Raw genomic sequence first — 21,662 nt, forward strand, 5'->3', positions numbered from 1 at the left:
AAATATGGATATTAAAAAACTGCAAACCCTGGTCATTGACGCTCTGGAAGACGTCAAGGCGCAAGACATACAATTGTTTGAAACCACACACCTGACCAGCCTGTTTGACCGCGTTTGTATCGCCTCTGGTACATCCAACCGTCAAACCAAGGCTCTGGCCGCGTCCGTACGCGACAAAGTCAAGGAAAATGGCGGCAGTATCATCAGCATGGAAGGTGAAGCGACGGGCGAATGGGTACTGGTCGATCTGGGTGACATCGTCGTCCACATCATGCAACCAGCCATCCGCGCTTACTATCGCCTGGAAGAGTTGTGGGGCGACAAACCTGTCAAATTCGGCGCGGCAAAGCGTACTTCTGCCAAGAAGGTCGAGACTGAAGAAGAAAGCGACAAGCCTAAGCGCGTCCGCAAAGTGGCTGGCAAGGCTGCTCCGCTGGAAGTCACGCATGACATGATGGCTATCCAGACCACTCTGGACGATGAAAAGAAACCAGCGCGCAAACCACGCGTTACCAAAACTACTGGTGATGCTGAAGGCAAGCCAGCACGCAAACCAGCAACCCGCAAAGCTGCTGATGGCACTACAGCGGCCAAACCAGCCAAGATACCAACCGGTGGCCGCGTTAAAGTAGCTGCGACTAAAACTGCTGTTGCCTCTGCCAAGCAAGCCGCAGAAAAACGCACTGCCAATGCTGCTGCAGCGCCAGCAAAACGCGCTCCGGCACGTAAGAAAGCAACAGAGGAATAATTCTGTAAAAGCTCTATCCCAAATGGCTGCCTCGTGCAGCCATTTGTTTAAGCATTACGCAGTTTCAAGACCCTATTTGCAGCAAGCAGACACAAACATGCAATTGATCATCGCCGCCGTCGGCCACAAAATGCCCTCCTGGATAGAAACAGGCTTTCAGGAGTATGCCAAGCGCATGCCGCCAGAATGCCGCGTCATCCTCAAGGAAATCAAACCGGTAGAACGCTCGGGAAGCAAAACTGCAGAAACCGTGATGGCACTGGAGCGCACCAGGATAGAGGCCGTCATACCCAAGAATGCCCGCATCGTCGCCCTGGATGAACGCGGCAAGGACTGGACCAGCGTTGCCCTGTCACAAAACCTCACGCAATGGCAGCAGGATGGCCGCGATGTGGTCTTCATCATCGGCGGTGCTGATGGTCTCGATGCAGAATTCAAGGCTAAAGCCGATACCCTGATACGCATTTCCAGTCTGACCCTGCCACATGGCATGGTACGGGTGCTGCTAGCTGAACAGTTATACCGCGCCTGGTCAATTACCCAGAACCACCCTTATCACCGGGTATAAGTCATACCAAGGAGACCGCCATGCTAAAAGAAAATAAAATCTACCTGGCATCAAAAAGCCCAAGACGCCGCGAATTACTGCACCAGGCAGGCATAGAGTTTGACCTCTTGCTGCTACGCGATGCCGCGCCACGCGGACCAGATGTAACCGAGATCGTCTTGCCCGGCGAAGCACCAGAAGCCTATGTCAGCCGTGTCACCCAGGAAAAAGCAGACAAGGCATGGGAAATCATGCATCTTCGCAAAATGCTGCCACGCCCCGTGCTCGCCGCCGACACCACCGTGGTACTCGGCAAGCAAATACTGGGTAAGCCCGCCGACAAGCAAGAAGCCATACAAATGCTGAGCATACTGGCAGGCCAGACGCATATGGTGCTGACCAGCATTGCCGTACATTCTGCACTGGGCAGTACCGCCGTCACCCAATGCTCGGAAGTCAGCTTTGCTAAGCTGGATGAACAGCAGATACTGGCCTACTGCAATAGCAATGAACCCTATGACAAAGCTGGTGGCTATGGCATACAGGGCGCCGCCGCCCGTTTTATTTCACACATCAAAGGGAGTTATTCTGGCATCATGGGATTACCTTTATTTGAAACCTGCCAGCTACTGCGTCAGGCAGGTATCTTTATTCCCTAAATTGAAGTATCAGAGAAGCTTATGAGCGAAAACCTCCTCATCAATATCACCCCTCAAGAAACCCGCGTTGCCCTGATGTTCCAGGGTGCGGTACAAGAACTCCATATAGAACGTACATTGTCACGCGGCCTGGTTGGCAATATCTACCTTGGCAAAGTCGTGCGCGTCTTGCCTGGCATGCAGTCTGCCTTCATCGACATAGGCCTGGAACGCGCCGCCTTTTTGCATGTCGCTGATATCTGGGATGCCCGCTCGCAAGACGCCAATGGCAATACCAATGCGCCGCTGACACCGATAGAAAAATTGCTGTTCGATGGCCAGTCCGTCACAGTCCAAGTCGTCAAAGACCCGATAGGCACCAAGGGCGCGCGCCTCTCCACACAGATTTCCATTGCTGGCCGCATGCTGGTCTACCTGCCACAAGATTCGCATATCGGCATCTCGCAAAAAATAGAAAATGAAGCAGAACGCGAAGCCCTGCGCACCAAGGTACAAAACCTGCAACAGCCAGAAGAAAAAGGTGGTTTCATCGTCCGCACCATGGCAGAAGATGCGTCCGATGAAGACTTGAAAGCCGACGTCGATTACCTGCGCCGTACCTGGTCTACCATACTGCAGTTAGCCAAGACTCAGCCACCGACTACCCTGCTGTATCAGGATCTGAATCTGGCACAACGCGTCTTGCGCGACTTCGTCAATGAAGAGACTGACAGCATACAAGTCGACTCGCGTGAAAATTACATCATGCTACAAGAGTTTGCCACGCATTACATGCCGTCTGTACTAGGCAAGCTGCAACACTATATAGGCGAACGCCCCCTGTTTGATTTGCATGGCGTGGAAGAAGAAATTGAAAGAGCTTTGGGCCGCCGTGTCGATCTGAAGTCTGGTGGTTACCTTATCGTCGATCAGACCGAGGCCATGACCACCATCGACGTCAACACCGGCAGCTTCGTTGCTGGCCGCAATTTCGATGACACCATCTTCAAGACCAACCTGGAAGCTGCCCACGCCATCGCCCGCCAGCTACGCCTGCGCAACCTCGGTGGCATCATCATTCTTGACATCATCGACATGGAGAATGAAGAGCACAAGACTGCCGTACTGTCAGAACTCAACAAGGCTTTGTCACGCGACCGCACCAAGCTATCTGTCTCTGGCTTCTCAGCCCTGGGGCTGGTAGAAGTCACCCGCAAGCGCACCCGCGAATCACTGGCTCACGTGCTATGCGAACCTTGCCCAGCCTGCAGCGGCAAAGGCCAGGTCAAAACCGCCCGCACCATCTGCTACGAAATCCTGCGCGAACTGCTGCGCGAAGCCAAACAATTCAACCCCAGAGAATTCCGCATCATGGCTTCACAAGTCGTGGTCGATATGTTCCTCGAAGAAGAATCCCAGCATCTGGCCATGCTTGGCGACTTCATTGGCAAGCCGATTTCACTGCAAGTCGAAAGTGTGTTTCATCAGGAGCAGTACGATATTATTTTGATGTGATATTTTTATTCTTTAAAATCATGTGGTTATGGCGTTATTTCAAAAATATACTAAATTAACTACAAAGTTAGCTACACATTATTTTGAGATATCGACCGCCCATCAAAATGAATTTGTTTGTAAAAATAAATACCATTCCATGAGCAATGCAGATCGCTTAAGCGACAAAGACTACCTAAACTATCGCAATGCACTAACTCTCGCATTACTTTCAGAAGAGATGCCATTTGCTTTGAGCGAAGAGGAAAAAAAGATGGGGCCGGACAACTGGGCATGGTTATTCGCAGGCACTTGCGGCTCTTGGCCTCAATTATGTAACGCATCCATCTTTGCAATTAAGCTGTTTGGGAAAGGCGAATCTCGATACTAAATCAGCAAATGGCAATGCAATAGTAGTCAAATGGGTGTGCTTGACGCTCTATTACGCCACGTACAGCAATACCGCGCCAAAATGGCAAATGCTTCCGCCAAGTACGAACAAGTGCCAAATTCCATGTCCGTGACGCCATTTGTGATCTGTGGCATAAAACGCGATACCGCCCGTGTAGAGTGCACCCCCTGCTGCCAGCCACCAGAAGCCGTCCGTCGTGAGCGCATTGATGAGCGGCTTCGCAGCGATAACACCAACCCAGCCCATCACAACATAAATTAGCAACGAGATTAGCCGTGCTCCTTTGGCATACCACAATTCTTGCAGGACACCAGCAACGGCAAGCCCCCACACCACGCCGAACAGCGACCAACCCCAAGTCCCCTTGAGGCTGACCAGTGTGAACGGCGTATAGGTACCAGCAATTAGCAAGTAGATCGCGCAATGGTCGAGCCGACGCAATACATCTTTGGCTGGCCCTTGGGAGCTGTGATACAGCGCAGATGTAAAATACAGGGCAAATAACGTGGCAGCGTAAATGCTAAAACTAACAATCTTCCAATAGTCACCACCGCGAACCGCGATCGTAATCAGCGCTACGCCGCCTACTGCCGCAAGCACAGCACCCACTGCGTGGGTAATGCTGTTGAAGCGCTCTCCATAATACATGCCTATTCCTCTACAAATTTCTCACTATTGAAAGTTGTGGCCCATATATTGCATTTTGCATGGGTGCGTTGTGTACGGTCTGACGAATGCCCCTATCTGATTACACAACCTGTCAAATTCCAGTTCTTTCCGATCGAAGTGCCGCCATGGATCAATACTTTCACTAACTACGCGCCTACTTCTATCGGTAGGTTGTGCTCGATAAAATTTTTCCAAGGCATATCGCAGATATTTTGTGTCTCATCTGGTTTTATAAAGCTAAAACGGTCCGCGGAATAAAACAACGCTTGCATGCACTGATGTGCCTGCGGCTATGCAATTGAATACTGTCAGTCGAACTCCGTACTGTGGTTAATCATTTACTGCCGCAACGGCCTGGCAAATCGGTGAGAACCAAGCATCACCTTTATATGCCATGAAAAGATATCTGTAACCTATGAGTCATTTCCATATCTTACGCAGGCTTACGACATTCCTTCGTTTGCGCGATTGTGAAATTGCCCAACTCACCTTCAAGCGCCGGACCTAAGTATTAGATCGGATACTCAGTGGTAGATGCGTTTATGCGATATAGAATATCTTGCTTGTATAATGGTAAATTCTCCTTTAGCCCATGCAACACGCGTGAGGCGAGGCATGTTGTACTAGGCGCATAAACAAGGGTTGATATGACGGCACAAAATTCTCTGACCAATGCTTTTGTATCAATCGGAATTCCGGGGTTAGACAATGTTCTTGGCGGAGGGTTGACCAAAGAACGTTTATATTTGCTTGAAGGTGATCCAGGTTCAGGCAAGACCACGATAGCCCTTCAATTTCTTATTGAAGGGGCGAAGCGCGGTGAGACGGTTTTGTATATCACTTTGGCAGAAAATGAGATAGAACTGCGAGCGGTAGCAGATGCGCATGGTCTGTCAATGGAAGGTGTGCATGTCCATGAAGTAATTCCTGAAGAGAGCCTCCTTGATCCAAGTGAGCAATACACGGTTCTCCACCCTTCCGAAGTGGAGTTGGGTGAGACAAATGTGCTAATTCTTAAGATGATCGAGAAGTTGCACCCCGATCGCGTCGTGCTGGATTCGCTATCAGAGTTACAACTACTGTCAGGGAGCGCGCTGCGTTACCGTCGCCATGTTCTGGCACTCAAGCAATATTTTGCTAAGCGCGCTTGTACTGCTCTTCTCTTAGACGATAAAACAGCTGTCCGCGGCGATCAACAAGTCCGCAGTATCGCTCATGGTGTGATTACGTTACAGCAGACAGACTCTGAGTATGGCGCAGAGCGACGTATCGTTCGAATATTGAAGTATCGTGGCGTGGCATTCAGGCGTGGTCCACACGACTATACGATCGTCACCGGAGGCATCGTTGTTTATCCCCGGATCGTCGCTGCTGAAAGTCGTGAGCTAGCGCGCCGTGTACAATTTCCTAGTGGAATTTCTCAGTTCGATTCTCTCTTAGGTGGTGGTATCGAAGAAGGGTCGAGTACGTTAATCTCTGGTCCTCCTGGGACGGGGAAATCCACTTTAGCTATACAGTTCGTAAAGGCCATTACTGATGCTGGCCAGAAAGCCTCAATATTTTTGTTCGAGGAATCGTTCAATACACTGCTAAACCGATGTATCGGTATAGGCATGGATCTGCGTCCTTCATACGAAGCAGGGTTATTGGAAGTCCATCAAATTGATCCAGCCGAAATGAGCCCCGGCGAGTTTACCCACGCGGTGTGCAATGCTGCCGATAGCGGGGCAAAGATTATTGTTATTGACAGTCTTAATGGCTATCTCAATGCAATGCCTGAGGCAGGTTTTTTAACCACCCATTTGCACGAGGTACTCAGATATCTTGGCCAACGTGGTGTAGCAACTTTTCTGATCGGGGTGCAGCAAGGCATTGTCGGCGCGATGACAACCGGAATTGATGTCAGCTATATGGCAGACAATGTCTTAATTTTGCGATATTTCGAGGCGCGAGGATCTGTGGAAAAAGCAATCTCTGTGTTCAAAAAGCGAGGTAGCGCACATGAAACTACGTTACGTCGATTTAATATAACAAAAACTGGTATCGAAGTAGGGTCAGTCCTTGATAACTTCCAAGGAATACTTACTGGTGTACCTACTTTTTTAAATGAGGATGAAGGGTGATTTCCTGAAGCAGTCTATTTTTGTATAAACTTTAATTTTTGCAATGGAAAAGGCCGCCGTGGAAAGCAGAATTTTAATTTTTGCACCAATTGGAAAAGACGCACGGCTAATAGATCAACTGCTCCAGCGCGCCAAGCTGGAAACATTTATTTGTAGAAGCGATCTAGATGTACAAAAAGAATTGCGCCTAGGTGCTGCAGTTTTGATCATTACAGACGAAGCGCTTAGTGCATATCTTCTCAAATTTTTAAATCAATTTTTGACTAGCCAACCGGCTTGGTCAGATATCCCCATTTTAATTTTAACCAAGACGGGTATAGAATCCCCAAATACGTCCAATTTTTTTCAACTAGGTAATATCACTTTGTTGGAGCGCCCACTTCAAGGGGTGACGCTCATCAGTGCAGTAATGTCGGCTTTTCGTGGGAGGCAGCGCCAATATGCGATGCGTGAAGTGGATCGTCGCAAAGATGAGTTTTTGGCTATGCTCGCACATGAATTGCGCAATCCCTTAGCGCCAATCAGTGCCGCCTCCGATTTACTGAATTTCCCAAATCTAACTCCAGAAAGAATCAAGCGCACAAGCGAAGTCATTTCTCGCCAAGTGAAACACATGACCGGATTGATCGATGATCTTTTGGATGTTTCCAGGGTGTCGCGCGGCTTGGTCACCCTCAAGGAAGAGGTACTTGATGCAAGGCATGTCGCCACGAATGCTATAGAACAAGTGCGGCCACTGCTTGATGCCCGTCGTCACCATCTTACATTGCAAACAACTTCCGTCCCTGTTTACATAAAAGGCGACCCTAAACGGCTAATTCAGATCTTGTCGAACGTGCTGAATAATGCCGCCAAATACACTCTGGAGGGCGGAGAGATTACTCTGAGTATGGACAGTGACGCTGATTCAATTGTCTTTACTATCCGCGATAACGGTATTGGGATTGAGCCAAATACCATAAATTGTATTTTTGATATGTTTGCGCAAGCAGAGCGATCCTCGGACCGGACGCAAGGCGGGTTAGGAATAGGCCTGGCATTAGTACAGAATTTAGTTCAACTTCACGGCGGCACCGTTACGGCCAATAGTGATGGATTAGGCTTGGGAAGTAAATTTACAATAACACTTCCACGATTTTATCCAGTATCGATGATTGATAACGAATCTGCCGTGAAGCGCGAACCGGCGACGGGAAATATTAATGTGCTTGTCGTGGATGACAATGAAGATGCAGCCTCTATGCTGGGCATGTATTTGGAACTTGCTGGGTGTAGCGTAAAAATTGTTCACAGTGGCAACGCAGCCCTCAATGTAGCAAAAACGGTGTCTTTAGATGTCTGCCTGCTGGACATTGGTTTGCCTGATATGGATGGTACGCAGTTAGCTAAGAATCTGCGTCGATTACCTACAATGTCAGACACGATGCTTGTGGCAATCACAGGATATGGTCAAGATATAGACCGACAGAGGTCATCAGAAGCTGGCTTTGATCACCATATGGTAAAGCCTGTTGACATGGATGCGTTAATGCGTCTGTTAGCCCAGCTGGGTTAATTAGCAACGTAATAGAGGCGACTAAACAGGTCATAGAAGTGACGCAATCATACGTAAATATGCTGTGATCGTGCTACTCGCACGGGGTGGTAAAATACGTGATTACGCCATAGCTGTTTACCTGAGTTACATCAGGCTCCCTACATGGAGCGGCTCATAGCAACTGAATGTGCTTTACAGTTTTGTTATTGATTCGGCTTTTTGTGGAGGAGGCATGACATTGGCAACAGATCAAAGCTCGGCAGCGGGTGAACTATCCCCTATTTCTCTGCAATTTATCTCCATTCGCGAAGCAGTAATGGCGCGTTGGGAACAGGAAATCAGAGCGCGTGTTCCAGGTGCCAGCAGCTTGCTTGGGCCGGTATTAATCAATACGCTTCCGGCGTTTTACGACAATATTGCTGAAGCTTTAAGTCCAGACTACCCTCGCAAAGATGCGACCAGCAATAACAATGCTGCTTCCGTTCATGGCGGTGAACGAGCACGCATGACCTTGTATGGTCCCGATCAGGTAATTCACGAATACCAGATTTTCAGGGAGATAATTGCTATCGTTGCGAAAGGACATGTGGAGCTGACTGAGCACCACTGGACAATTATCGATCAGTCTATCAACACTGCTACACGCGAAGCGATTCGGGCTTTCACAGCAAGTCACGAGATATTGCGCGGTAAATTGGCCGCTGCTCTTTCGCACGATATGCGCACACCTCTGGCAGTCATAGCCAATGGTGCTCAACTGATCAGTATGACTACTGACATGGAAGTAGCTAAGAAATTTTCCTCTAAAATCGCCTCTAACGCCAAGCGCTTAGGTGCCATGATGGGTGAATTGGTGGATGCGCTTACGCTACAAGGCAACACCAATTTAACGCTTGACCTCTCGCAATTCGACCTAAGTGAATTAGCTAGCGAGGTATGTGACCAATATTATCAAAATTTTGATTGTAATATTGGATGTGAAACGAATGAAGCGGTCATTGGATATTGGTGCAAGGACTCATTACGCAGAGCTTTGGAAAACCTGATTAACAATGCGATCAAATATGGTGACAATAAAACAGTGAGCACCAGAGTTCACCAGGCCCACGGTAGATTAATGCTGAGCGTCCACAATATGGGTAACCCCATTCCGAAAGACATGCACAACAATATTTTTGATTATTTACGTCGTGAAGATAATGTTACTACCACTCCCAGTTGGGGTATTGGACTACATTTCGTAAAAACCGTCGCGGAAAGTCATGGCGGCAGTGTTCTGGTTGATAGCTCTGAAGAACTGGGGACAACTTTTCTTATAGATATTCCTGTGGACTGCCGTCCATTTGTCCCGCAATCTTGAAGGATATGAATTAAGACCAAGGCGCGGCAGTCATCTTCATCGGCCGCCACCAGTTCGAGTTGGAAGCTGTCCGGGCTGAAATTGAGGCAAACAAAGGATGCACGATCGCCATGCCAAAGGACGTGTAAAAAGTCCGGTTCTAGTACGCAATTAAAACCGGTGCACTTAGTCTGAAAAAGTATCGTTGCCCCGAATAATGCGCAGCATTTCCATGAGTCTTTTTTGAGGACTATTTTTTTACAATAACCCTTTTCATTGATGCCAACTTAGCGATCAATTTGTTTGCCGTATAAGATGGTATCTGACAGTTCTCCATGGCGATTTGCAGATCCTCGGTCACTGCATAGAAGGCAGAAGAGCTAATTTTCAACCCTTCGTGTGCACTATCCATATCACGACCTTGATATACACATGGCCCACCTGTTGATTTGCACTGAAAATTGACCACTTTGCTGGATAAATTGCTTCTAAAATTGACCCACGTTTAGCACACAAGCCTACTTATCTTGATGAGTAGGGAGCAGGAGTGATTGACGTGGCATTACTAGGTATTATTCGACGCTGGCACATTCGTGACCAGATTCAATTACGCGAGATTGCCAGACGACTGGGTATCTCTCGCAACACTGTCCGGCGCTATCTGCGCTCTGAAGTCACAGAGCCAGCCTATGCGGATCGACAAACAACAAGCGCCATCGATAAATATGCATTACAGCTTTCAAGCTGGCTTAAAACCGAAGCGGGCAAAAATCGTAAGCAGCGACGAAGCTTAAAGCAGCTTCATCTCGATCTGAAAGAACTGGGATATGAAGGGTCGTATGACCGGGTGGCCGCCTTCGCCAGGAAGTGGAAGGTGGATCAAACTGACAGGGTCAATTCAGCTAGCAAACGCACACCGGGTCGCTACCTCGATCTATTTCTGCTCGCTGCTCACGCGCACGCCTTCTTGCTTTGGATAGCCCAATATCGGGATAATTGCCAATCGTAAGCTCCCTGGCACGTCCAGCATGTCGATAACGAAGAACCCAAGATGCAGTTCCTGATTTAGAAAGCGTAAAAGTTAGGCCATCTCCATCTGATCTGGCGAGCGGCAATGGGAGTTGTATAATTTCATTTGTTTGTTGATCTTTGACCGTGAGAGCTTCGCCGTTCTCAACTGCCCGCATCCAATGTTTTAACAGAAGCGATTCAAGCATTTCCTTTGTTCTTGTACGCACGTTTCATCCTAGTCGGATTATATAAATTTGTAGCTGACTACACTCTTAGCTACACATTTTTATCGCGATTGAATGATACATTAATAGACAACAATAAACAAATTTCTTTTTAAAATCAAATACTTATAATTTAAAATGTACAGCAATAGACGGCAATAGATCAATAAAAAAACAATACGATATTATTTTGATGTAAAGCAGCCGGGATTCCGCTATAGAGATTATTGCAAGCGGCATTAACATACTTGAATTGACGGACGGTACTGGACATCCGTCATTTTCACTACGTTTTAATGGGCAAGGATAACTATGGGTCCATCGCGAAATCTCATTTATTGAGATGGAATAATTATTCTCTTTTTTTGAATCTTCTTTGCAGTTTTCAATCCTGGACGACGTAGTATCAGATAAACGGCCGGTACTACAAACATCGACAACAAGGGAGCCGTGATCATACCTCCTACCATAGGTGCAGCAATTCTTTGCATCACTTCTGATCCTGTGCCGGCACCAAACATGATCGGCACCAGCCCGGCGATGATAACGGCAACCGTCATCGCTTTTGGCCGCACCCGCATTACCGCACCTTCACGGATGGCATCAAGCAAATCTTCCTGAGTATCATTGCCTGCCCTGACGCGGTTTTCCCACGACTGTTTCAGATACAGCAGCATGATCACACCGAATTCAGCCGAAACACCTGCTAGCGCTATAAACCCGACACCACTGGCGACCGACAGATTATGACCAAGCACCCACAATAGCCAAATTCCACCAGCTAAAGCAAAGGGCAAGGTCGCCATGATCAGCGTAGCTTCGTCCAAGCGTTTGAATATCATATAGAGCAAGACGAAGATAATCAATAAGGTCGCTGGTACCACTATCTTCAGTTTTGCTGTGGCGCGTTCCAGATATTCAAACTGACCTGACCAGGTAATCGAATACGCAGCAGGCAACTTGACCTCTCGGGCAACGACTTCCTGCATTTCATGTACGACTGAGCTGAGGTCACGATCACGGATATCCACATACACCCAGCCTGACAGACGCGCATTTTCACTCTTGAGCATGGGTGGGCCGTCGTCGATGCGGATTTCAGCAACATCGCCAAGTTGGATTTGAGCGCCGCGCTCGGTAAGTACAGGCAACTGGCGCAGTTTCTCAACAGAATCGCGTATTTCACGGGGATAGCGCACGTTGATGGGGAAGCGCTGCAAGCCTTCTACTGTCTCGCCTATGTTGTCACCACCAATCGCGGCGGAGACGATACTCTGCACATCAGCAATGTTCAGTCCATAGCGTGCAGCGGCATCGCGGTTGATATCAACATCAATGTAACGGCCGCCATTCAGGCGTTCAGCCAAGGCTGAAGATACGCCGGGTACATCCTTGATGACGCGCTCAATGTCAGCTGTCATACGGTCGATTTCTTTGAGATTGGCCCCAGAGACCTTGATGCCTACAGGACTCTTGATTCCAGTGGCAAGCATGTCAATACGGTTTCTGATCGGCGGTACCCAGATATTTGATAGACCTGGGACTTTGACGACACGGTCAAGTTCTTCCACCAATTTATCCGAGGTCATACCGACACGCCATTGATCACGCGGTTTGAACTGTATGGTGGTCTCGAACATTTCCAGTGGTGCCGGGTCTGTTGCCGACTCAGCCCGGCCAGCCTTGCCAAACACGCTTTGCACTTCAGGAACGGTTTTGATGAGACGATCAGTTTGCTGTAATAGCTCAGAGACCTTGCCTGCGCCTATACCTGGCAGTGCAGACGGCATATATAGCAAATCACCTTCATCAAGTGGTGGCATAAATTCACCACCAAGCCGTGACATGGGCAACACCGTCGCCAAGGCAATCAAGCCAGCGACCAGCAAAGTAACTTTCGGGAAGCGCAGAACGACATCAAGCAAAGGCCGGTATATCGCTATCAGGAACCTGTTCAGAGGGTTCTTTTGTTCTTCAGGTATTTTGCCGCGTATCAGATAGCCCATCAATACCGGTATCAAAGTCACCGCCAGGCCTGCCGCTGCGGCCATGGCATAGGTCTTGGTGAAAGCCAGCGGAGCAAACAAGCGTCCTTCCTGCGCCTCCAGAGTGAATACTGGGATAAAGGACAGAACGATGATCAATAAGGAAAAGAACAAAGCGGGCCCAACTTCGGCGGCTGCATCGCCTATCACTTGCCAGTGGGTTTCACCAGTCAGTTTATCTCCCGGATGTGCGTGGTTCCAGGCTTCAATATGCTTGTGCGCATTTTCTATCATGACAACCGCAGCATCGACCATGGCACCAATCGCAATGGCAATACCGCCCAGCGACATGATATTGGCATTCACGCCCTGGTAATACATGACGATATACGCCGCCAGAATTCCTAAAGGCAGTGACACAATGGCAACCAAGGCTGAACGGATGTGGAATAAAAAGATGGCACACACGACAGCCACCACGATGAATTCTTCCAGCAGCTTGTGTTCAAGATTGCTCACTGCGCGTTTGATCAGGCTGGACCGGTCATAAACAGGGATGATCTCTACGCCTGGCGGCAGGCTGGATTTCAGTTTTTCCAGTTTGGTTTTGATGGCATCAATGGTTGCCAGTGCATTTTTACCTGAGCGCATGACAATCACGCCACCTGCAACTTCACCTTCGCCGTTTAACTCAGCAATACCACGTCGCATTTCAGGCCCGGTCTGAACACGGGCCACGTCGCCAAGGCGTACGGATATACCAGCATCTGTGGTCATTAAAGGGATTTTACGGAAATCATCCAGCGACTTCAGGTAGCCAGATGCACGCACCATGTACTCGGCTTCACCCAGCTCCAGGACCGAGCCACCATTTTCCTGATTGGCCTGCTGTACTGCCGCTATGATTTTGCCGTGCGGGATGTTATAGGCACGCATCTTGTCCGGGTCGAGCTGAATCTGATACTGGCGCACCATGCCGCCTATGCTTGCCACCTCCGACACATTTGGTACCGACTTCAATTCGTACTTCAGGAACCAGTCCTGAAATGCCCGCAACTGCGATAAATCCATCTTGCCGCTGCGGTCCACCAGGGCATATTCATATACCCAGCCGACACCGGTGGCATCTGGCCCGAGAGATGCTTTCGCTTGTGGCGGCAACCGTGACTGCACCTGGTTCAGGTATTCCAGTACGCGTGAACGTGCCCAATACAGGTCCGTGCCATCTTCAAAGAGGACATAAACAAAGGAGTCACCAAAGAAGGAATAGCCACGCACTGTCCTGGCACCGGGCACTGACAACATAGTCGTGGTCAATGGATAGGTGATCTGGTTTTCCACAATTTGTGGTGCCTGTCCAGGGAAACTGGTACGGATAATGACTTGCACGTCCGACAGGTCAGGAATCGCATCCAGTGGTGTACGCGATAAGGACCAGATACCCCAGGCGGTCATTATCAGGGTCGCCAGCAGGACCAGGAAGCGGTTGATGATAGACCAGCGTATCAGTTTTGCGATCATTTCTTTGCTCCTGTAGTCGGAGAAATGGCGACAATCTGGTACATCCCATTTTTGGACGGTCGTATATCAAAAATCACCATGTCCCCAACTTCCACATTGCGTGGAAGTCCGCCAACTGGTAGTTGGAAGCCCATAGTCATTGCCCCCCATTGCAAGGATGGAACAGGATCGTGCGACAAGGTGATCTCATTTTTATCTATCTTTTCGACTTTGCCGCTGCCATGATGCGTTGTTCCTCCCAGCTTGCCAGTAGCTGGTGACTCACCCATACGAGTAGTCGTTGCTTTAAGGCTGGCTTCAGAGTCAATCAAGAATTGGCCGGAGACGACGATCTTTTGTCCAGCTTCCAGCCCTTTGCGGATTTCAGTCTGGCCATTCGCTTCTGCACCAGTTTCAACGTCCACAGACAGGAACTTGCCGTCGTCCTGCGCGATCATGACGACATTGCGGGTTCCGGTGACAATGACCGCTTCGCTCGGTACCAGCAAAACCTCCTTATCCACGCCAGAACTGAAGTTGAGATTGGCAAACATGCCCGGCACCAAGACGCCCGCCGGATTATTCAGCTCAATACGGGCTTTCAAGGTACGGGTGCTCACATCCACTTGTGGCAGGATAACGTTGACCTTGCCCTGGAAGAGTGTGCCGGGTAATGATGGTGTGCGAGCTTCGACCACATTGCCTGGACGTACCTGGGCAGACAGGTTTTCCGGGATATCGGCAATCACCCATATTGTTGCAACTCCATTGATACGAAATAATGGCGCTCCTGCCATGACCGTCATACCTTCACGTATGGACAGTTCTGACACGACACCACTGACCGGTGCAGTTACTGTGATGCGTGGATGCAGCTTTCCACTGGCGACAACTGAACGGATGTGATCGTCCGTCATCCCGGCGAGACGCATGCGTTGTTTGGCAGCCTCCTGCAAACCTGCCATGCCTGTGCTTTCCATGCGCCGTGCTGTAAGGTATTCCTCCTGAGCGGCAACCCAGTCTGGCACATACAGCTCGGCCAGTGCCTGGCCTTTCTTTACGGTGTCCAGGGCGACGCGCACATAGAGTTTTTCTACAAAGCCGTTACTACGCGCCTGTACCAGAGCAACATCGCGCTCGTTATAGGTCACGGTGCCAACTGCCGCTATGGACGATGCAAGCTTTGCTCTGGTGACTTCAGCGACCCGAATGCCGAGGTTTTGTTGCACGCGTGGACTGATCTTGACACTACCTTCATCTGCGCCATCGGCGTAAACTGGTACCAATTGCATGTCCATGAAAGGCGATTTGCCAGGTTTATCAAATTTCTGACCGGGAACCATGGGGTCATGCCAATACAGTACCTTCTTGTCGCTTGGGGCTGGGCCCGATACTGAGGCATCTGCTTGCATCGCACCTGATTCCTTCATTCCTTGACTAATACCTAGACGATAAAGGCCATATCCACTGCCAGCCAGTACACCAGCGGCAACAAGGGTAATAATGATTTTTTTATTGTTCATAGCGCATCCTTGTTCGTGGATTCGTGTGAATGATTACCTTGCCCATCAGCAGGAAACAGGAAATTGAGTTGTGCCCAGAGACGGGCGGTGTCAGCTTGCAATTGCAAGGCCTGTAGCCTTACATCAATCTCATTCCGGCGTGTAGCCAATAGGTCGGGCAGACTGGATTTGCCACCGCGATAGGCACCCAGAGTGGCTTGAGTACGTTCTTTGGCTAGTGGTATCAATTCACGTTCATAGCGGGAGCTGCGTTCCAGGCCACTTTGCCACTCTTCTATCATTGCCCTGGTTTCAGCGACGTGGGCGCGGAGTGTTTCATCGCGCTCGGCTTTTGCCTGCTCGACCATCGCCAGCTTCGATGACAGTTCACGATCCTGACGATTCTTTTGGTCCCACTGGAAAGGCAGAGAGATATCGACCGACACCATATTGGAATATGCCGGGCCACGCTGCTGGAATGCGACTTCGACCGTCCAGTCTGGCTTTTTATTGGCTTCTGCGAGTTTTGCGTCTGCTTCAGCGATTTCCGTTTGCCTGGTCAATACTGCGATCTGGGGATGGTGGGTCAGCGATTTGTCCAGCGCTGTTAAATCCAGACGGATGCTGCCTATACTTGGTTCTCCCGCCAATGGAAGTTCAGTAGCAAGACCTGTCCAGCGATCCAGCATTATTCTGGCAGTACGTACCTTGCGCTGGATATCACTGTAGCGGTCATCCACCATGCTCAGCGCGCTTCTGGCCGCGAAGATATCTGCCTGACTACCCCGCCCGGCGCGGTAGCTGCTCTCTGCTGCCTCGATTTCGAGTTTGGCCTGATTCGCCTGTTCAGCGGCAATGGCGGCCATGCGTTCTGCATAGTACCGGTCTAGCCAGGCAATAGCAGTGTCACGCTGGATGGCTGCAATCGTGCTGGATTTCTCTGCCATGGACTTGTTCACGGCACGGTCATAGCGGGCAGCGCGCAACTGGCGCTTGTCACTACCGGTCAGCTCTTGCATTATGCCGATGCGGCGCATGGTCATGAAATCACTGTTCAGACTGCCACGGTCGGGACCACTGACTGGCAGGTTATCAATACCGGCTTTCAAAACCGGATCAGGTAATTGACCAGCAGCGACAGCCATTTCGCGGGAAGCAGTAGCCGCCAGTTCTTGGGCAATCAACTGGAGCGAGTGTGCTACTGCCAGTTGTTGGGCTTGCCCCAAGGTGAGTGGAATATCCGCGGCAAAAGCGGGGCATGAGAATAAAGTGAACAAACCAGTGGCAATTGCAATGCGAATGGCATTAGTCCGCGCAGCATATGGCGCAGCAAAAATAGATAACATGGAAGCTCCAGGCGACAATCAATAACAACGCACGCCACAGCAAGACGTGGCGACGGATGGATCAGGCGCTTATGGAGTTAAATGCGGAAACAGCAATTACGTATGACAATCGGTGGTGCGGCGCTTCTTAAGAAATATGCTGAAAGATGGTGCGTGGAAGATAGGACAGCCACTACATCTGCGGTTTCCACGATGAGTATTAAGCCAGTACTTATAAAAGGCTGTACGTCAGGCGATTGCGGCTTATCCAACGACTGTTTGCTTAACGGGTCCTGCGCATGGGTCTGGCAAAGTGCTGCTTGCTCCTGGTCCATGCCTGCGCAGTCTGGCATGGACCAGGAACCGGTGATTAACGATGTCACGTCTGAATTACTGCCAGTCCCAAGCTTCATTCCCGGACAGGCGTATGCCGCTACTGCAAACTGCATGAATAGCAGGCTACATAGCATGGCAAATACGGCAAGCATCCGGGAGGTGTGGGAAATTCTCATAAAACGTGCAATTGCTTTCTTGTTCACTGACTTTTTACAGCTTATTGACTATAGTCGCGACTCTGGCTTTGAAATTACAAGCAAAACGAAAAATTTCTGCATTGCCAGCAATGCGGTTTAATTGTAACGTCCTTAAGTGACGACCATTACATCTATAGCGACCCGCTTCTATCATACCATTCTGCTTATTTTGATAAGCAGGAGCCACGAGTGGCTGAAGTAACATTAACAGGTATTATTCAACGCTGATAGATTCGTGACAGATTTCAATACCAGAGATCGCCACACAACTGAACACTGCTTGCAACACTGTCTCCAGCCATCTTCGCTTTGAAGTAACCGGGATTTAAAAGATTCTATGAACCGGTCTACAACCTGCGCCAGGAAGCGAAAGTGGAACAAACTGACGGCGTCAATTGAGCTAGCGAACGAAGAATTTATAGACCGCAAATTATCCTCCATCCATTATGAATTGACGTAACTGACAAAGATGGTTACTTCATTTTCTCCAATTGAATATTTTGACAATTGGTTGCAGTGTGACATGAAAATATTGTGTAAAGTTCCGGCAATCAGATTCATCGCAAAAATAAATACATAGAATCATCGACTTTATTAAAAATTGCAGCCGCAAAATAAAAATGCACGACTCTGATTAGTGCTAAACAGCTCTTCAAAAAAAGGGATTTGTTTAGTAATTTGCTAAACAACAGCTTTTATGGTTTACGGTGATAGTATGCTGGTCAAGAAATATTTACTGGTCCTTCGTATGACGCATGCAGCTCAATCAATTGCATCAAAAATGTCTTCAACAGCGATATGTATTTTGCTGTTAAAAGGTCCGCAATAAACCAATCTCATGCCTAATCGAAAAAAATTTTATTTCAGCTTACATGGTGTTGCTTTCAGGGACGCTGAGCTTTTCAAGTCGTATGTTCGTGTACTGAACTTCAACTTGCAGTATCAATGGTTGTACCGTGAAACGTCACCTGATCTCATCATTTATGGTGACGGAGCGACCCCGTCCAATTCACAAAAAGATACTGGTGTATTGCATGCACTGACCCTCTCTGCATCAAATACAGGAGACGAAAAATACTTGTCCCTGCCTTTGAATTCCATTGAAATTGCGACTGCTTTAAATCGCATAGGTATGGCAATCGGTGGAAATTCGACTACGCCCATAGCGACACAATTACCGGCTTCTGATCTTGCGCAACACTATCGCCTGAAGCGATGGCCACCAGCGAACCTGGTCAATACCCGTGACCGCATTCGCCTGGCAACAGTCATGACGAAGCAAGCGATTTCGGTAGAAACGCTGAATAAAAAGTCTGGTCTGGATATCGAAATATGCAAGTCCTTTATATCGGACCTGCACTCGTCAGGACTGTTATCAAAAGAATCCATGGAAATAAAACTGGAAAATCCAAATCAACCGCCTGTGCCTGCATATATTCAACCTGGCGTCCTGTCGCGGATACGTAGCAAGCTTTCTCGTATCATGGGAACAGATTGATCATGGAATACAAAGTATTGTTTACCGGCCCTGCCGGCGCAGGAAAAACAACCGCCATCACTGCAGTGAGTGAAGTAACGACACTGAATACAGATGTCAAAAATAATGACGTGGACATTGATAAATTGACCACGACGGTTGGGCTGGACTATGGAGAAATGTCTCTGAGTAATGGAGACAAATTAAGACTGTACGGCACGCCCGGCCAGCAACGCTTCGATTTTATGTGGGAGATATTATCGCGTGGTGCATTGGGTCTGGTCATTTTAATTGATAACCGCAAGCCTGATCCTGTGGCTGATTTGAACGTTTATCTGGACGGCTTTAAGAGTTTGATTGATACGACAAGTTGCGTAGTCGCCATCAGTCACATGGATACACATCCTGAACCAAATATTGAATATTTTTCTGAACACCTTAATCAACGTGGCATCTTGTGCCCGGTTTTGGAAGCAGATGTTCGTGAAGCCAGGCATGTTGCTGAATTGTTAGAGTTACTGATGCTTCAGCTAGAAGCGAAGCAAGATATGGTTAGAGATATGGATAGTTATGCAGATTGATCAAAGTTTGACAGAGAGCGCAAAAAAAGCAGTTGATTTTGTCCATTCGCAAGTAAAAGGAATAAAGGCTGTTGTGATTTCTACGGAAGATGGCTTTGAAGTCGCCTCGCGCGTTGAAAGTAATGCACTGGTTACCCGCTTGTCTGCGATGTCGAGTTCGCTGGCATCTCTCGGTGCATTGGCTGGTGAAGAAAGCAATCTTGGCGCATGTGAAAACCTGATCATAGAAGCCAAATTTGGATTGTTACTGATATTCCAGATACAGAGAGAACAAGGTTCGCTGATCATGAGTGTGGTCGCAGGGCGGGATGCGATAGTGGGGCAAATATTATATTTTGCGAAGCAGGCAGCGCGTAATTTGCAGAATGCTTAAGGACTACAAAATCCTGGAACAAAAGCCTTCGACAGGCAGGAAACAGGCCGCTAGAGAAACTGACCATTCCCTGAATTAAAGAAGCCCGCACATTATCGTGCATAGATTATTTCAAACAAATGTCGTTTAGGCGTCACGTCGTTTGTTTTTTCATTGACGTCCTCATTTTGGAGTTTTGAATGGCTAGTATTAATCAATCAGTACAAAGTTTACTGAGCCTGGATGGTGCGCAATGTGCAGCGTTGGTAGATTCAGGCAGTGGCATGATCTTGGGACAAGCAGGAAGCGGGCTGGATCTGGAAATTGCAGCAGCTGGTAATACCGAAGTAGTTCGTGCAAAACTGAAAACCATGCAATCCCTGGCAATCGATGATGTGATTGAAGACATCCTCATTACCCTGGGCAAGCAATACCATATCCTGCGTCCTTTGGCCAAACACGAAGGCTTGTTTTTGTATGTCGTGCTTGATAAATCCAAATCCAACCTGGCACTTGCACGCCGCAAAGTATCCGATATTGAAGCTGGGCTGGAAATGTAATTTCTCTGGCAAATGGCGTGATCTTTGCTCAGCAACTGCACAGGTCGGAAGCTGTCGCCGGGTTCCATGCCATTTGCATTGCCTCAAGCGAATAATGCATCTTCCATGCAATTTTCCTGAGGCTTCAATGGCTGACTCTTTTCTGGAGTCAGTCATGCCTTCCCAAACTACCCTGCCATGTAAAAGTAGCTAAGGAAGCGTCAATGCGGATACATGTTATTCGTTTGTATGCTGAATTGACCCGCCAATCAGTTTGATCCACCTTCTACTTCCTGGCGAAGGCTGCCACCTGTCATACCCCCTTTCAAATCTCAACTCTTTCAAATCCTCGTGAAACTGTTTTGAGCTACGTCGTCGTTTACGCTTTTTTCCAGCTTCGGTCTTAAGTCAACTTGAAAGCCGCATTGCATATTTATCGATGACAGTGCTTGTTTGCCGCTGTGCGGGGTCACAATAGATGCAGATTATCCAGCATAGTGGGACAATTATTAAAAATTTCATTTTTTAAAATCAAATGCTTACAATTTCAGATGTGCGACAAAAGACGTAAATAGATCAAAAAATAGTACGATCTGATTTTGGTGTTTTACACAATAGAAAATATTCAGAATAAGATGAGTGAAGCTCTTCATGCGAAACTTGCCCCTATCTAAGCGCGGAGAGGCTCCTAAGCAATGCGCGAAATTTCGCTTGTTGCTTGTTTAAATAAGCCAGGCAGTCTATCCATAAAATATCCATGAGTACACCAGCACCCAGCCCAAGACTATTCGTCATTTTTGCCAAGGAAGCACATGTAGCAGCAATCTTCGCGCGAGGACCAAGCAACTGGTTTCACGTCATTCGCTGGGATACCCGCAATGACGTCTTTCAATCTGGCGCATGGATGCGTGGCCGTTTATACCCTCAACGCTGTGACCTGTCGCCAGATGGGGAACTGTTACTCTATTTCGTGCTTCAGGCGCGACCCTGGCGCAAAGACTATAAATAAATAAGGTAATCCCCCGGCTCTGCCGGGGGACTCCTCAAGGTTTGACCTATACGGCGGTCGGTTTGAAACTTCTATCTCTACCAAAAGAAGGAGTTTCAAGATGAAAGAGTATCAAAG

At 48.5% G+C, this 21,662-nt stretch carries 19 protein-coding genes and 2 pseudogenes; 15 read left to right on the forward strand and 6 right to left on the reverse strand.

The genetic code is table 11. The features are described from left to right. Positions 1 to 4 precede the first annotated feature (4 nt). The 5 genes from rsfS (at position 5) to ACO0LI_RS22175 (ending at position 3,818) form a co-directional block, all read left to right on the forward strand. On the forward strand, positions 5 to 748 hold the full coding sequence (rsfS, locus tag ACO0LI_RS22155) for a ribosome silencing factor (protein ID WP_423035303.1): 744 nt from the start codon (positions 5 to 7) through the stop codon (positions 746 to 748). Between the two features lie 97 nt (positions 749 to 845). Then, positions 846 to 1,316 carry a 23S rRNA (pseudouridine(1915)-N(3))-methyltransferase RlmH gene (rlmH, locus tag ACO0LI_RS22160; RefSeq protein WP_305259304.1) on the forward strand — a complete coding sequence of 157 codons (471 nt, stop codon included), beginning with the start codon at positions 846 to 848 and terminating at the stop codon, positions 1,314 to 1,316. 20 nt (positions 1,317 to 1,336) lie between these two features. Further along, positions 1,337 to 1,954, forward strand: a complete 618-nt coding sequence (locus ACO0LI_RS22165; protein ID WP_423035304.1) for a Maf family protein — start codon at positions 1,337 to 1,339, stop codon at positions 1,952 to 1,954. 21 nt (positions 1,955 to 1,975) lie between these two features. Continuing rightward, positions 1,976 to 3,448 (forward strand): ribonuclease G, encoded by a 1,473-nt coding sequence (gene rng, locus ACO0LI_RS22170; RefSeq protein WP_422950617.1) that lies wholly within the window; start codon positions 1,976 to 1,978, stop codon positions 3,446 to 3,448. Positions 3,449 to 3,476: 28 nt separating this feature from the next. Then, positions 3,477 to 3,818, forward strand: coding sequence for a hypothetical protein (locus tag ACO0LI_RS22175; protein WP_423035305.1), 342 nt, complete (start codon positions 3,477 to 3,479; stop codon positions 3,816 to 3,818). Positions 3,819 to 3,869: 51 nt separating this feature from the next. Here ACO0LI_RS22175 and trhA read toward each other — a convergent pair whose 3' ends face one another. Next, positions 3,870 to 4,487: a PAQR family membrane homeostasis protein TrhA gene (trhA, locus tag ACO0LI_RS22180; RefSeq protein WP_423035306.1), complete on the reverse strand. Its 618-nt coding sequence runs from the start codon at positions 4,485 to 4,487 to the stop codon at positions 3,870 to 3,872. 668 nt (positions 4,488 to 5,155) lie between these two features. Between trhA and ACO0LI_RS22185 the strand changes: the two genes are divergently transcribed. The 3 genes from ACO0LI_RS22185 to ACO0LI_RS22195 all read left to right on the forward strand — a co-directional run bounded on the left by ACO0LI_RS22185 (position 5,156) and on the right by ACO0LI_RS22195 (position 9,528). After that, positions 5,156 to 6,631, forward strand: a complete 1,476-nt coding sequence (locus ACO0LI_RS22185) for an ATPase domain-containing protein (protein ID WP_423035307.1) — start codon at positions 5,156 to 5,158, stop codon at positions 6,629 to 6,631. A 43-nt stretch (positions 6,632 to 6,674) separates the two neighbouring features. Further along, the gene (locus tag ACO0LI_RS22190; RefSeq protein ID WP_423035308.1) at positions 6,675 to 8,186 is read left to right on the forward strand and encodes a hybrid sensor histidine kinase/response regulator; all 1,512 of its coding nucleotides are present in this window, start codon (positions 6,675 to 6,677) and stop codon (positions 8,184 to 8,186) included. 214 nt (positions 8,187 to 8,400) lie between these two features. Continuing rightward, a complete protein-coding gene (locus ACO0LI_RS22195) occupies positions 8,401 to 9,528 on the forward strand; it encodes a sensor histidine kinase (protein WP_423035309.1) in 1,128 nt (375 codons plus the stop codon). Positions 9,529 to 9,757: 229 nt separating this feature from the next. Here the strand turns inward: ACO0LI_RS22195 and ACO0LI_RS22200 are convergent, their stop codons facing one another. Next, entirely contained in the window at positions 9,758 to 9,976 is a 219-nt protein-coding gene (locus ACO0LI_RS22200) for a group I truncated hemoglobin (protein ID WP_422950622.1), read from the reverse strand. A gap of 78 nt (positions 9,977 to 10,054) precedes the next feature. On the opposite strand from ACO0LI_RS22200, the pseudogene ACO0LI_RS22205 reads away from it, so the two are divergent. Next, positions 10,055 to 10,393, forward strand: a pseudogene (locus ACO0LI_RS22205) (helix-turn-helix domain-containing protein); the annotation flags it as partial. Between the two features lie 31 nt (positions 10,394 to 10,424). Here ACO0LI_RS22205 and ACO0LI_RS22210 read toward each other — a convergent pair. From ACO0LI_RS22210 to ACO0LI_RS22225, 4 genes and pseudogenes are all read right to left on the reverse strand, one after another. Beyond that, positions 10,425 to 10,724: pseudogene (locus tag ACO0LI_RS22210) on the reverse strand (Arm DNA-binding domain-containing protein); the annotation flags it as partial. A 353-nt stretch (positions 10,725 to 11,077) separates the two neighbouring features. Beyond that, positions 11,078 to 14,248, reverse strand: coding sequence for an efflux RND transporter permease subunit (locus ACO0LI_RS22215; RefSeq protein WP_423035310.1), 3,171 nt, complete (start codon positions 14,246 to 14,248; stop codon positions 11,078 to 11,080). Beyond that, entirely contained in the window at positions 14,245 to 15,750 is a 1,506-nt protein-coding gene (locus ACO0LI_RS22220) for an efflux RND transporter periplasmic adaptor subunit (protein WP_423035311.1), read from the reverse strand. Before ACO0LI_RS22220 ends, ACO0LI_RS22215 begins: the two co-directional genes overlap by 4 nt. Then, entirely contained in the window at positions 15,747 to 17,075 is a 1,329-nt protein-coding gene (locus ACO0LI_RS22225; RefSeq protein ID WP_423035313.1) for a TolC family protein, read from the reverse strand. Before ACO0LI_RS22225 ends, ACO0LI_RS22220 begins: the two co-directional genes overlap by 4 nt. A gap of 102 nt (positions 17,076 to 17,177) precedes the next feature. Between ACO0LI_RS22225 and ACO0LI_RS22230 the strand changes: the two genes are divergently transcribed. The 6 genes from ACO0LI_RS22230 (at position 17,178) to ACO0LI_RS22255 (ending at position 21,545) form a co-directional block, all read left to right on the forward strand. Beyond that, positions 17,178 to 17,687, forward strand: coding sequence for a hypothetical protein (locus ACO0LI_RS22230; protein ID WP_423035315.1), 510 nt, complete (start codon positions 17,178 to 17,180; stop codon positions 17,685 to 17,687). Positions 17,688 to 18,425: 738 nt separating this feature from the next. Next, entirely contained in the window at positions 18,426 to 19,085 is a 660-nt protein-coding gene (locus ACO0LI_RS22235) for a hypothetical protein (RefSeq protein ID WP_423035317.1), read from the forward strand. A 2-nt stretch (positions 19,086 to 19,087) separates the two neighbouring features. Beyond that, positions 19,088 to 19,645, forward strand: a complete 558-nt coding sequence (locus ACO0LI_RS22240; protein WP_423035319.1) for a GTP-binding protein — start codon at positions 19,088 to 19,090, stop codon at positions 19,643 to 19,645. After that, positions 19,635 to 20,018, forward strand: a complete 384-nt coding sequence (locus ACO0LI_RS22245; protein ID WP_423035321.1) for a hypothetical protein — start codon at positions 19,635 to 19,637, stop codon at positions 20,016 to 20,018. Before ACO0LI_RS22240 ends, ACO0LI_RS22245 begins: the two co-directional genes overlap by 11 nt. A gap of 179 nt (positions 20,019 to 20,197) precedes the next feature. Then, complete coding sequence (locus ACO0LI_RS22250) at positions 20,198 to 20,557, forward strand: hypothetical protein (RefSeq protein WP_422950630.1); 360 nt, start codon at positions 20,198 to 20,200, stop codon at positions 20,555 to 20,557. Positions 20,558 to 21,293: 736 nt separating this feature from the next. After that, a complete protein-coding gene (locus tag ACO0LI_RS22255; RefSeq protein ID WP_423035323.1) occupies positions 21,294 to 21,545 on the forward strand; it encodes a hypothetical protein in 252 nt (83 codons plus the stop codon). The last annotated feature ends 117 nt before the right edge of the window (positions 21,546 to 21,662 follow it).

The organism is Undibacterium sp. Tian12W, assembly GCF_049339405.1.
In the GTDB taxonomy this organism is placed as follows: domain Bacteria; phylum Pseudomonadota; class Gammaproteobacteria; order Burkholderiales; family Burkholderiaceae_D; genus Undibacterium.